Below are 13,028 nucleotides of genomic sequence, written 5' to 3' on the forward strand. Positions count from 1 at the left end.
GGGCCCCGACCGGTGAGGCCGGTCGGGCCGCTCCTCGCGCCTTCCGGTCACCAGGCGATCAGGAGCCGGTCCATCGTGGAGCTGAGCCGGGCCTGGGCGTTGCCCGCGGCCGCCTCTTCCGCCGCGTCGGGCAGGCGCAGGGTCGGGAACCGGGCGAGCAGCGCCCGGACGGCGATGGCCAGCTCCATCCGCGCCAGCGGGGCACCGAGGCAGTGCCAGACGCCGTGCGCGAAAGCCAGGTGCGGGTTGGTCTTCCTGCCGAAGTCGATCTCGTCGGGGTCGTCGAAGACGCGCTCGTCGAAGTTCGCCAGCGCGAAGTCCGGCAGCACGAGGTCCCCGGCGCGGATCGTCACCCCCGCGATCTCGATGTCCTCCGCGGCGTAGTGCGGGTGCGCCCCACCGCCGTAGGTGGCGGTGCGCAGCAGTTCCTCCACGGCGGCCGGGACGAGGTCGGTGTCCTTGATCAGCGCGTCCCTCAGGTCCGCGTTGGCGGCCAGGCGACCGATGCCGTACCCCACGCTGTTCGCGACGCTGTCGCCGCCCGCGAACATGAGCATGGTGCCCAGCCTGGCGACCTCGTCGTCGGCCAGGCCCGCCGCGACCAACCCGGACAGCACGTCGTTGCCGCGTTCCAGCCGCTTGCCCGCCACCCTCTCCTGCAAGTACTGGCCGACCTTGGTGGCGTGCTTCTTGGCGTGGTCCTGCTCGTCGAGCACGGCCATCTCGTAGAGCATCCCGTGCAGGGACCTCCACTCGGAGTCGGGGATGCCGACGAACGCGCACAGCACGCGCATCCCCAACGGCACCGAGAAGTGTTCCTGGAGCTCCATCGGTGGGGTGCCCGCCGCCAGCGAGTCGACCAGTTCGTCCACGATGGACACCACGACGGGTTCGATGGCCCGCATCGCGGACTGGGAGAAGAACGGCGTGAGCACGGCCCGGAACCTGGAGTGGTCGATCGGCTCCGACCGCACCATGTCGAAGATGGGGCTCTGCACGTACTGCGCCGCGTTGGTCGGGTCGGGGTGCGAGCGCACCAGCTTGCGGTTCACCAGCAGGGCCCGGATCTCGGCGTGCCGCACCACCAGCCACGCCTCGTCGCCCGCCGGGGTGCGGACCTTCCAGATCGGCTGCTTGGCCTGCAACTCGCGCAAGTAGTCGTTCTGCCCGAACAGGGGCGAGAACATCTCGGTCATCCTCGGCAGCTCATCGGCTGAGGTCACTGTTGTTTCCTCTCAAAGATGTTGCGGATGACCAGTCTCAAGGGGTGCCCGTCCGGAAAACCCTAGTGGTTTCACCGACTCAGGGCCGCGACCACCAGCCATGACCGGGCGCCAGCGTTACCGGCGCCGGTTCGCGGTCAGCGCCGTCGGCGGTGCGCAGGGCGTCAGCCAGTGCCGCCCGGCCCGACACCTCCAGCTTGCGGTAGGCGCTCGTGAGGTGCTTCTCCACGGTGCGCAGCGCCACGGCCAGCTCGCCCGCGATCTCCCGGTTGCTCCGGCCGTCGACGACCAGCCGGGCGACCCGCAGCTCGGCTTGCGTCAACTCGGGCCCCCCGTTCCGGCGATCCGCCCCGGCCAGGTGCGCGGTCGCCCGCTGGGCGAGCCTGTCCGCGCCGCACCTGGTGGCCAGGTCGCGACCGTCGCGCAGGAGCTGGTCGGCGCGGGGAGCCCCGTCGGCCCGCAGCATGCCGCCCAACTGCGTCAGCGCCTTCGCCCTCAGCAGCGCGTTCTCCGAGCCCGCCAGGACGTCGACGGCGCGCTGGGTCAGCTCCACGCCCTCCGCTCCCCCGGTCAGCATCCCCCGCCACCGCAGGGCGGCGCCCAGAGCGGCAGGCGCACCCCACCGCACCGCGAGCTCGTAGTCCTCGTCGGCCAACCGGCGCGCGGAGTCCAGGTCGCCGAACTTCAGGTACGCGGTCGCGGCCCACTTGCGCCAGGGGTGCAGCACGGGATTGGACCACCCGGCGTCCTCGAGTAGCTGCCCGCAGTCGAGCACGTAGCTGAGCCCCCCGCAGGGGTCGGTCCGGCTGAGGAGGAAACCGCGCAGCAGCAACAGGATCGCGTTGCTGCCCACGCGCGGGTAGGCGCCCGCCCGGCGCGAGGTGCGTTCGAGCACCGCCTCGCCCAGCTTCGCGTCCCCGGACTCGAGCACGACGGCGGCCAGGGTCACGCTCGCCGTCCCCATCCCTTCCGACCAGCCCTCGTCGGCCAGGTCCCACGCCTCGGTGGCCATCGCCTTGGCCGTGCGCAGGTCGCCGAGGCCCAGGTGCACGAGCGCCTGCTCACAGCGGATGCCCACCTGCGCCGTCAACGAGTTGTGCAGGCGCGCCTCCCGCATCGCCGCGTCCAGCCAGGGCACCGCCCACCGCACGGCGTCGGCCGCCAGCAGCACGGGGGTCAGCATCGGCAGCAGGGTGTGCACGTGCGTGTAGTCCGGCGGTTCCGCGGCCAGGAGGCGGTTGCCCATGTCCGCGACGACGCGCGCGGGCAGCCGCAGCCGCGTGGTGGCGGAGTGCAACAGCGCGGTGGCGAGCTCGCGCTCACCGCCGGTGCCCAGGTCCAGTCGGGCGTCCGACAGCGCCAGCGCGTCCACCTCGACGAGCAGGTCGGACACCGCCCACTCGTTGATCAGGCTCAGCCTGCCCTTCAGCCGCAGCGCCAGGTCCCTGGTCTGGCCGGTCAGCGCGTCCGGGTCACCGAGGTCGGCGGCTACCCGCTCGACGACGTTCCGTTCACGAGCGGAGACCCCGACGAGCAGGAACGGCGCGATCCGGGAGATCGCGACGGCGCGCTCGCGCGCGGTGGCGAGCAGCGGCAGGGCCTGCATGACGTGCCGGATGGCCGCGTTGGAGTCGAACTCGCGTTCGGCGGTCGCGAGGTCGACCAGCAGGGCCGCGCGCTCGGCACCGTCGGGTGGGCACACCTGCAACGCCCTGCGCAGGCAGTGGGCCGCCAGGACGGGCGCGCCGCGGCTCAGCGCGGCGGTCGCCGCCGACCTCAACGCGGCGATCGCCCGGTCGTCGCCCCAGGTCGTCGTCGCGAGCAGGTGCGTGGCCGTCTGCTCGACCGAGCGCCCGCTGTCGTGCAGCAGCAACGCCGCGTCGAGCTGGATGTGGTCGCGCTCGGCCGCGGACATGACCTGCTCGACGGCGTCCTGCACGACGGGATGGCAGAACCGGTGGGGCAGGCCCGGCGCGAGCAGGCCAAGGCTGCTCAGGACGGTCAGCGCGGCCTCGCAGGCGTCCTCGGTGATGCCGAGGAGCCCGCAGAGCAGCTCGCGGTCGGTCAGCTCGCCCAGCACGCTCATCGCCTTGGCCATGTCCCGTACCGCGGACGGGAGGGACATCAGGCAGGCGGTGAACCGAGCGCGCAGCCGTTCCGGGCGGGAGTTGCGCACCAGCGCCGCCCCCTCGGCGGTCGGTGGCACGCCGCGGGCCGCCAACGAGGCGAGCAGGCTCACGAGGAACAGCGGGTTGCCGCCGGAGGTCGTCTGGCACGCCGACACGAACTCGTCCTGCCCGGACGTGTAGAACTCCGCGTGCACCAGCACCCGCGTGCTCGCGATCCCCAAGGGGCCCAACGGCAGCACGCGCGTCGCTGAACCGGCGAGCCTGCGGACCGCCTCGTGGTTCACGGGCTCGACCCCCGCGCGCAGGGCGAGGACGACGGTGGCAGCGGTGCCCGCCAGGTGGTCGGACAGCAGTTCGAGCCAGCGCAACGACGCGGAGTCCACCCACTGGAGGTCGTCCACGAGGATGAGCAGGGGCAGGTCGGCGCTGAGGTTGCGCACCAGCTCCAGCAGTCCCTGCAACGCCTCGGGCGTCGCGTACGCGGACTCCGGCACGTCGTGCTCGAACGCGCGGTAGGTGAACAGCGGGCGGCACGCCCCGGCGGTGCCCTGCAACCACCTCTCCCTGTCGGGCTCGGGCGAGGCGACCATGACCGGGTCGAGCAACTGGTGGACCACCCCCAGCGAGTGGTCCTGCTCCAGCCACGCGCCGTTGGCCCGCATCACCCGGATGCCCTCGTCCGCCGAGTCGCGTCCCACCAGGGTGGGCAGCCCGCGCAGGAACGTCGTGCGCCCGGCACCGACCGCGCCTGTCACCAGCAGCAACGAGCCGTTGCCCGCCCTGGCCTCGCGCACCGCGTCGGTGACCGCGGCCAGCCCGACCTCCCTCTCGAGGAACACGGTCAGTCCTCCTCGGCCAGGGTGGGGACGCCGACGTACGCGGCGCGGCGCGGTGGGCGGTCGTCGTCGTGGTCCGCGGACACGGGTCCCCGGTGTCGAGCCGGGCCGCTGGGGAGGATCTCGACCAGTGCGGACCGCCTGGAGACGCCGAGCTTGCGGTAGATGTTCGTCAGGTGCATCTCGACCGTCCGGACGGTGACGAAGAGGGCCTCGGCGATCTCCTTGTTGCTGCTGCCCCGCGCGGCGATGTCGGCGACCCGGCGTTCCGCCTCCGTCAGGTTGTCCACGGCGGACCGGCCGGACTGGCGGCGCCTCCCGCCCGCGGCGGCGTGGAGCCGGCCGGCCGTCCGCACGAGCGCGGAGGCGCCGCACAGGGTGGCCAGGTCCATCGCGACGCGCAGGTGCTTGCGGGCCGCCCCGGCGTCCCCCAGCCGCAGCAGGGCGGCGCCCAGCCTGCGCTCGGCGTGCGCCAGTTCCAGTTGCGCCGGGCTCGTGGACAACACGTGCACGGCCTCGCCGAGCAGGTCCACCGCGCGGGTGCCCGCACTGGCGATCCCCTCCGACAGCAGCCCGATCCCGATCGCGCGCGGCGTCGGCCAGAGCCTGGCCAGGTCCTGTCCCTCCTCCGCGACGCGGTGCGCCTCCGCCGTCCGCCCCATGCTGGTCAGCACGTACGTGGCGTCGACCCACCACGACGCGACCACCGGGTTGGTGACGGCGCGCTCGGCGAGGCCGCGCCCGCAGGCGAGCAGGTGGCGCAGCGCGGCGTCCGGGTCACCTGCCACCCACCGGGCGTGTCCCCTCGCCAGCAGGTAGAGGGGCCATTCGCCCACGACGTCCTCGGGCCGGGACCGGTCGACCAGGTCCAGCAGGTGCTCGGCCTGCCCCGGTTCGTCCTGCGCCGCGTGGGTGAGGGCGCGCACGATCTCCGGCATGGAGGTCCGAGCCTGTCCTGGGCCGCGTTCGGCCAGGGCGCGGTCACCCTCCGCCGCGGCGGCGTGGAGGTCGCCGACCCAGTAGTGCAGGTGCGCGCGGCCCGACAGTGCCAGGACGTGCGTCGCCGACGCCTGCTCGCCTCCTCGGTCGGCAAGCCAGCGGTACGCGGTGTGCGAGGCGTCGACCTCGTCCGCCAAGCGCAGCGCGCGGGCGGCGTTGAGGATCGCCCAGTCGCCCGTGTCGGGCAGCACGCGGGTCGCGCGCGAGGCCCAGTCGACCACGCGGGCGACCGGAACGCACTCGTCGGCGGCCAGTGCGGACATGAGGCCGAGTGTCTGCCGCTCCCCTGGGCTGTGCCCGGACGGCGGGGTCATCCCGCGGACCTTCGCGCGGGCGAGGCCGACGGTCGACCTCTCCTCCGCGCTGGTGGCCAGCAGCACCCCCTCGGCTGTCGCGAGCAGTTCCCGGTCCGCGGGCGACGGCCGGTCGCCGACCAGCAGGGTCAGCTCGTCGAGTGCGCCGCCGACCACGCGGGCGCCCTCCAGCGCCCGGCGCGCGATGAGTGAGGTGAGACCGAACTTCGCGGCGATGACCGTCCTGGTCCGGGGGTCGGCCGTCTCGGAGATGGCGATGCCCAGTTGCTCCAGCGCGGCCACCGGGTCGGACTCGCCAAGCGACCGGGCGAGGTCGACCCGGATGTGGGGTCGCGCGGCCTCGTCCCGGCCGAGTTCGATCGCTCGGCGCAGGTAGTCGACCGCCACGGTGTGGGCGCCCCGCTGTTGGGCGCCCGCGGCCGCCTCGACCAGCACTCCCACCATCCAGGACTCCGGCAGGTCGGACAGCAGCATCAGGTGCCGCGCGATGTCCTCGGCAGGCCACCCGGCGTCGTTGAGCAGCCGGGCGACCTTGGAGCGCAGCCTCTCGACCTCCTCTCCCCTGATCCGCCCGATCACACTGGCGAACAGGGAGTCGTGCGCGAACACGAGTGAGTCCGGTCTGAGCACGTCGATGCGGCGCAGGGCGTCCAGTGCCTCGGTGACCTGCCGGGACGGCACTCCGGCCAGCTCCCCGAGGGAGTGCGGTCCGACGTCCGCGGTCGTGCCGTCCAGCAGCGCCACCGCCGTGGCGACGGCGCGCACGGACTCCGACTGCTCGACGAGCCGGTCCAGCGCCGACTCGGCGACGACCGCGCCGCCGACGCGGGCCACCGCGTCGGCGGCCGCGGCGTCCGTGCTGACGCCGGAGCGGGCCAGTTCCTCCAGCAGTCGACGCAACAGGAGCGGGTTGCCCCTGGACACGTCCGCGCACGAACGGACGAACAGCGGGTCGAGCCGGTCGTCCAGGACGATGCCCGCCAGCTCGGCGACATCCGCGTGACCGAGTGGAGGGAGGTCGACGGTCTCGGCGCGCGGCTCGGCGACCATGGCCGCGAGGATGCCCTGGACGGGCCCCGGGGTGTCGGTGCGCTGGCCGAGCACCACCAGCAGCGGCAGGCGGTCCGCGCGGCGCAGCAGGAACTCCAGCCAGCGCAGGGAGGGCTCGTCGCACCACTGCGCGTCGTCGAGCACGATCGCCAGCGGCTGGTCGGTCATCACCTCGGCGGCGAGCCAGAACAGGCCGTACAGCACCTGGTAGTGCAGGAGTCTCGGCATGTCGGAACCGGCCGAGCGGCTGACGGTCAGCGCCTCCCGCGCCCACGTGGCGCCGACCTGCGCCCGGTGCCGCGCGGTCACGTCGTCCGCCGCGTCGGCGACCTCCGCCAGCGCGAACAGGGCCCGCACGGCGGCGTACCCCGTCTCGCGTTCGGTTTCGGCGCAGCTCGCGTGCAGGACGAGGAACTCGTCGTGGCGGAGCACGTCCCGCCGCACCGCGGCCAACAGGCTGGTCCTGCCCACACCCGCCGGCCCGCGCACCACGACGAGCCGCGAGTGGCCCGCGTGCGCGGCCTTCGCGCACTCCGACAGCCTGGACAACTCGGTCGACCGGCCGAGCAGAGGCCAGTCACTCGCTACGGACTTGTCCGGCATCCCTTACCCTTCGGTCTTCGAGCGTGTCTCCTGACGACCCGTGGCACCGCGCGACAAGGCTGCGGAAACCGTGTGCACAGCCCACGGGCCAAGTGGGAGTCAACCTTCGACAGCACAATCCGCTCACTGCATGAATACCAGAGAGCGGGCCTCGAAGGCACCGCGCCCGTAAACGACCTCTGCCACGAGTACCGCACGTGAGCGCACGGAAGTCGAGGTAGAGGAATTCCCAATTCAGCTCGCCACGTCATCACGCCACGAAGGCGCGACCCGAGGCGGCCACACACCGACGCTGAGAATGCCCAACTCGTATGCCTTGGACACCAGGGAGGCGCGGTTCGGCACGTCCAGTGCCCTCAACATCGCACCGACGTGGTATTCGACGCCTTGCCGACTCAGGTAGAGCTGAGTCGCCAATTGCATCGTCGAGATACCGGCTGCGACGCCTTCCAGGACGCGCCCGCCCATCCCGACGAAACGCAGTCCTTTCTTCCCCGGAACAGACAACTGGTCGACCGTGTGGTCGTAGGGGACGAAAACCGCGAACATGCTGATGGACCATTCGGACCGCCCGCCTGCCGGAATCAAGCTCAGGTCACCCAGCACGGCGCCATCGCCCTTGCGCAGCAGGACGATGTTCTCGATCACCTGCCCCCGGCCGCCGTCGACGAGCGTCGCCAGCCGTTGTCGCAGGTTGACCAGGAACGCGGGGTGCAGGAAGTCCGCGAGGGCCAGGCCGCGAACGTCGTCGGCGGACCGGTTGATCACCCGGAGGAAATCGTCATTCGCGTCGACGACGCGATCGTCGAGGTCGATGCAGAAAATACCGAGTCCCGACCAGTCGAACAATGACCGGAAGAGGTGATCCGACGCACTCGAACCCAATCGATCCTCACCACACGCGGACCCGGCATCGGCCACGACGGCGTCGATGACACCAACATCCATCTCGAACAAGGATCCTCCATTGACCAGAGACACGGCTACGCATCGGGGAACTGCCGTGCAAAAGTTTCCAACGACGTAACATCGAGATCGAATCGGGCCGGGATCAGGCCCGAACGATTATTACGGGTTGATCCGTAACGATGCAATGATTCGAGACGGGGGCGCCGGCTAAGTATGCGGCAACAGGCGGTCGAGTGCGGTTCGCACTAGGCTGTTCAGTCGTACGAAAATGCGCCGTACGGCCGCACGAATGCCACTCAGGGTGACATTGCGTAGTGGATGACGGCGTGGACGCCCAGCTCCGGCTACGAAAGGTGACCGCGATCCGCGACGCCGTGAGGCCCCCTCCACACCCTCCGACATCACGACCACTACGGCGCGGACGGACCTGGTTCAGGCCGATGACCTGCACGAACACTGGATGTCGACCACGGATGTCGATAGTGATTCAAGGGGTCCCGCGCACTCGGGAGAGCGCGCACAAGAGGCCCACCACGCGAACCGGGGCGGCGCCCCTATCGCGGGTGGCGAGATCGTGCCACCCGAGCGGTATCGGCAGACCGACCTATCCACTTCTTTCGCGTGACTGCGGTCACAAACTCCTGTTTGCGAAACGGAAAGACCGTTCACATTAACCCGGAGTCCCACTTTGACAGAGACCGGCGAACCGCTGCGAACTCGTCCACGACCGTGGACGCACTATCAGAGGCGAGCCGGAACAGGCAAGGCCCACGCCGTCCACGCCACAAAATCACCCAGCACGTCTCGAATGGCGAGAATGCCGCACCACATCGGACAGGCCGCGTCGACAACCAGCCGGGAAACCGCCGGGTCAGACTGAGAAATCGCACCGAGCGATCTACGGGCACCATCGCCGAATGCGAATTAAGCTCAGGAATTGGTCGTCGTCCGCCGGAGGGGCGCCGCGGCGGGCGTCCGCCACGACGACCGCGTCCCCGCTTCCCGACGTCAGGCGATGTGCGGCCGGTAGCCGCCGATGCCCTCGTCGTCGGCGTGGCTCCACAGATCGGGGTCGTACGGCGCGTCCGACACGTAGACGACCTCGTCGGCCGGGTAGCCCGATGCCGGGGCCAGACCCAGCAGGTCGGCGGCGTCGATCTCGAGGCGCTCCACGCCGTTCACGAGCCGCCGGATCGCCGCGTGATCTCCGTGGGCGGCACGCAGTGCCCCGAGGCAGCGACGCAGCTCACCCAACGCACGGTGCAGGTCGGAGTTGTTGGCACTCGTCACGGGAACCTCCAAGTTCGCCTTGCGGACTCGTCCTCGCAGCTTTTCGACCGGGGTGCCCCAGAACACCCGCACCCCTGACCGTTCAGGCCAGCGACCGAACTGACAAGTACCTCCGGCATCTCCTGGTGATTCCGCAGTGCGGATCCCGCTTCCGCTGGTCGGGTCCGACACCGGGATCGCACCGGAATGCCTTTACAACGCGGCATCCGACGGAATCGGACGCCGCCGATCGCCGAGCGGCGACACCGCCACGGCCTGCACCACACCGCCCGCGGCGGAATCGATTGCCACCACTTCCGCCATCGGAGACGGCCGCCTCCCCGGACCTTGGTGATTTCCCTACACATCCGCACGGGCGGCGGTCGGACGAAGAATCGTCGATAACATCGGCGGCATGCGCGGCCCACGCCTTCCGAGCTAGATGGGAAACACCCACCGACGACCGAGAACGCATCCGCGCCGTCCATTTCCGCACCGGTTCCCGCCGAACCAGGTCGCTTCTCGACCAATCCCGCACAGGTCCGGAACCCGGTGCCGCCACCGCTTTCCCCGCACGGCCGGGGTCGCCCCGCGGCGGCCCGGCCGCCCGGTGAGTGGGTGCCGGAACCACCAGGCCGAGGAGGTTGTCCGATGAACACGGCGAAGAACACCGCACTGCACCACACCCTCGCAGAGCTCCGCCGCTGCCTTGTGCTGCTGCACGCGAAGCACGGCAACCACGCGGTGATCCAGCGCCTCGCGAACGGGCTCGGGCGGCTGGAGATCGACGCGGCGGACCTGCCAGGTGCTCGGCGCGGACCCGCCGACGAGGTGTTGCCGAACGCGACCCCGGCACCGTGGCTCCACGTGGTGCAGCAGGGCGCGGACGGCGAGGTGGCGAAGTGGGCGCTGCTCGACGACCAGGTCGAGGACGCGCTCGAGTACCTGGAACTCGCGATCCGCGACCGCACCGACGAGGTCCCCTTCGAGCTCACGATGATGCTGGTGCGCCTCAGGTTCCGACTCAGCCCGGCCTCCGTGCTCCAGCAGGTGCCCGCACTGGCGGAGGCCATGCGCGAGGGCAGGTTGCACGGCCGCGGCCTGCTCTGGTTCGTGCGCTTCCTCGTCCTGAACGGCCGGGTGGACGACGTCGCCGCGGGCTTGACGCGGCTCGTCGAGCGGATGGACGAACTGGACGAGCACAGCGTGGCCGAACTGATGAGCACCCGGATGTGGGCCGCTTACTCGCACCCCGACCTCGCTCGCGTGCTGCCCTCGGTGCCGATCGGCTCCGACCGGTCGCCGGTCGACGTGGACGCGCCGGTCCGCGCGGCCACCGCGTTGGCAGATTTGGTCGGCCGTGAACTCGACGACGCGGCGGAGGACGCGGAGCGCGTACTGAAGGAGGCCGATCCCGTCGAGCGGCCGGGCGAGGCCGTCCGCGAGGCGCTGCACACGCTGCTGCACCTGGAGAAGTTCCACCGGGTGAAGTCCTGGTGCGACACCTTCTTGACCGACGGTCCCGAGTCGTCCGGCCCACCGGACTGGCGGCGAGAGCTGGCGGCGATCCGCGCCCAGGCCGCGCTGCGCACAGGTGACCTGCCCGCTGCCCGCGAGTACGCGCGATTCGCGCTGGAGAGAACCGCCTCCGGCACCAGCGGTGCCGACATCGGCATGGCGCTCGGCACGCTGGTGCAGGCGAGCACCGCGATGGGAAAGCTCACCGAGGCCACCGAGACCTTGGCTCTCGGTGTACCCCAAAACCTCTACCGCGCCCAGCACGGGTTGCAGCACTACTTGTTCGCCAAGGCCTGTCACCACCTGGCCACGCGGCAGCTACCCGAGGCGCTGAACGACTTCCTCTCCTGCGGCGAACTGATGGTGGCGTGGAAGGTGGACTCGCCAGGGATCCTGCCGTGGCGCACCGGCGCCGCCGAGGTGTACCTGCTGCTGGGCAACCAGGCCAAGGCTCGGGAACTGGTCGACGAGCAGCTAGCGCTGCCGGTGGCCGGGCCGTCACTCTCGCACGGCACGGCCTTGCGGATCAAGGCCGCCACGGTACGACCGCGGCGACGCTCCCAGTTGCTGCACCAAGCGCTGGACGAACTCCAGGCCGCGGGCGGGCAGTTGGAGGTCGCCCGCGTGATGGCCGACCTGAGCCGCCTCCACCACGAACTGGGGGAACGCGGCCGAGCGCGGGTGACCATCCGACGGGCCTGGTGGCTCGCCAAGGCCTGCCAGGCGGAGCCGCTGTGCGACGAACTGTTCCCCGACCGGAGCCGCGCGGCGAGCAGACCGGAGGCCAACGAGGTCGAGGTGGGCCCCGCCGCGCTGTCCGACGCCGAACGGCGAGTCGCGGAACTGGCCGCGCTCGGGCACACCAACCGGGAGATCGCCAACAAGCTCTACGTCACGACCAGCACCGTCGAGCAACACCTGACGAAGGCGTACCGGAAGCTGAAGGTCACACACCGCAGAAGCCTGCCCGCCGTGATGTCCAACGACGTCATCTCCACCGCCTGACGGCCCCGCGATGCTGGCGCGAGCAAGCGCTGGACAAGGCACCGGGAATGGCGCTGTCCCAGGCAGACTTCGTGCGGATAGTCCCAACTGGACACCCGATCACGACAACCTCCACCACGGGCATCAGCCTGTCCGGCTCCTTGTCGCATGTGGACGATTCGATGAGCGCCCGACGAACCGATCGTGCCCAGCCACGCCTACGAGCATGTCCTTACCGTTCTCGGCACAGCACCCGACGGCATGCGCGCCAAGGACATCTGCTTGGCCCTCGACATCGAACCCTGCCCAAACCCGTCGAAGGCACCCGCGCAGGCTCAAACGCCTGATCGGCCACGAACTCGTACCGGAACCTCAGCGCGGAATGTTCACCCTGATCCAGAGACGGACCTGATTTCCCGAACCTCCCTCTGAGGCCGATCAATCGGCCCTGCGGGCCGCCTGCATCAGCGGGAGGATGTTGGTGAGCGTGTGGTGGCGGTTCTCCGGGCTGGTCGCCGCGACGAGGTCCACCCGCGGGTCCCACGGGTGCTCGAGCATGCCGGCCACCGCACGGGCAGTGTCGGTGTTCTCCAGCCGGTCGACCAGGTGCAGTGCCATGTCGATGCCTGCGGTGATGCCCGCGCTGGTCACCACCGGGCCAGCGTCCACCCAGCGCCGGTCGCGGACGACCTCGACCTTCGGGTGCTGCCCGGCCAACTCGTCCAGGACGAGCCAGTGGGAGGTGGCGGCGCGGCCGTCGAGCAGACCGGCCGCGGCGTAGACCATCGCGCCGTTGCAGACCGAGGTCATGATCGTGCCGTGCTCGGCGAGGGCCCGCATCCGGGCCAGATGGGTCTGGTCGGCGTACAGCGTGTCGATGCCCGCGCCGCCGGGGTGCACGATGAGGTCGGGCCGAGGCTCGTCGTCGATCCCGCCGTCCGGGGTGACCGTCAACCCCAGCGCACAGCGTACGGGCGCCCCGTCGAGGCTGGCCGTACGCACGCTCACCGGACGGGTCGCCACCGTCTGCCAGATCCGGAGCGTCTCCCACGGGCCGGTGAAGTCCAACTCCTCGACACCGTCGAAAAGGAGCACGGTGATGCGGTAGGGCCGTGTGTCCGTCATGCCCTCATCCTTCGTGCCCCGCCCCGCCCCGACGAGAAGCAGGAATGCCCCTGATCGATAGGATTCCGC

The 13,028-nt window shown here is 70.8% G+C and carries 7 protein-coding genes; 1 reads left to right on the forward strand and 6 read right to left on the reverse strand.

Annotated features, from left to right (window positions below):
• Positions 1-47: 47 nt before the first annotated feature.
• The 5 genes from NZH93_RS51040 to NZH93_RS40325 form a co-directional block, all read right to left on the reverse strand.
• Complete coding sequence (locus tag NZH93_RS51040) at positions 48-1,223, reverse strand: cytochrome P450 (protein ID WP_259628586.1); 1,176 nt, start codon at positions 1,221-1,223, stop codon at positions 48-50.
• Between the two features lie 79 nt (positions 1,224-1,302).
• Positions 1,303-4,191: an AAA family ATPase gene (locus tag NZH93_RS40310; protein ID WP_259628587.1), complete on the reverse strand. Its 2,889-nt coding sequence runs from the start codon at positions 4,189-4,191 to the stop codon at positions 1,303-1,305.
• 2 nt (positions 4,192-4,193) lie between these two features.
• Positions 4,194-7,154 (reverse strand): helix-turn-helix transcriptional regulator, encoded by a 2,961-nt coding sequence (locus NZH93_RS40315; RefSeq protein ID WP_259628588.1) that lies wholly within the window; start codon positions 7,152-7,154, stop codon positions 4,194-4,196.
• A 234-nt stretch (positions 7,155-7,388) separates the two neighbouring features.
• Positions 7,389-8,102, reverse strand: a complete 714-nt coding sequence (locus NZH93_RS40320) for a LuxR C-terminal-related transcriptional regulator (protein ID WP_259628622.1) — start codon at positions 8,100-8,102, stop codon at positions 7,389-7,391.
• Positions 8,103-9,071: 969 nt separating this feature from the next.
• Positions 9,072-9,353, reverse strand: coding sequence for an Rv0250c family protein (locus tag NZH93_RS40325; RefSeq protein WP_259628589.1), 282 nt, complete (start codon positions 9,351-9,353; stop codon positions 9,072-9,074).
• 630 nt (positions 9,354-9,983) lie between these two features.
• Here NZH93_RS40325 and NZH93_RS40330 point away from each other — a divergent pair.
• Positions 9,984-11,855, forward strand: a complete 1,872-nt coding sequence (locus tag NZH93_RS40330; protein WP_259628590.1) for a helix-turn-helix transcriptional regulator — start codon at positions 9,984-9,986, stop codon at positions 11,853-11,855.
• Between the two features lie 417 nt (positions 11,856-12,272).
• Here the strand turns inward: NZH93_RS40330 and NZH93_RS40335 are convergent, their stop codons facing one another.
• Positions 12,273-12,959: a DJ-1/PfpI family protein gene (locus tag NZH93_RS40335; RefSeq protein WP_259628591.1), complete on the reverse strand. Its 687-nt coding sequence runs from the start codon at positions 12,957-12,959 to the stop codon at positions 12,273-12,275.
• Between the last annotated feature and the right edge of the window lie 69 nt (positions 12,960-13,028).

Source organism: Umezawaea endophytica (genome assembly GCF_025061645.1).
Classification (GTDB): domain Bacteria; phylum Actinomycetota; class Actinomycetes; order Mycobacteriales; family Pseudonocardiaceae; genus Umezawaea; species Umezawaea endophytica.

Bases quoted from the DNA above. Each gene is read 5' to 3' on its own strand.
- NZH93_RS40320 (WP_259628622.1), bottom strand. From the start codon at position 8,102: ATGGATGTTGGTGTCATCGACGCCGTCGTGGCCGATGCCGGGTCCGCG.
- NZH93_RS40330 (WP_259628590.1), top strand. From the start codon at position 9,984: ATGAACACGGCGAAGAACACCGCACTGCACCACACCCTCGCAGAGCTC.
- NZH93_RS40335 (WP_259628591.1), bottom strand. From the start codon at position 12,959: ATGACGGACACACGGCCCTACCGCATCACCGTGCTCCTTTTCGACGGT.
- NZH93_RS40315 (WP_259628588.1), bottom strand. From the start codon at position 7,154: ATGCCGGACAAGTCCGTAGCGAGTGACTGGCCTCTGCTCGGCCGGTCG.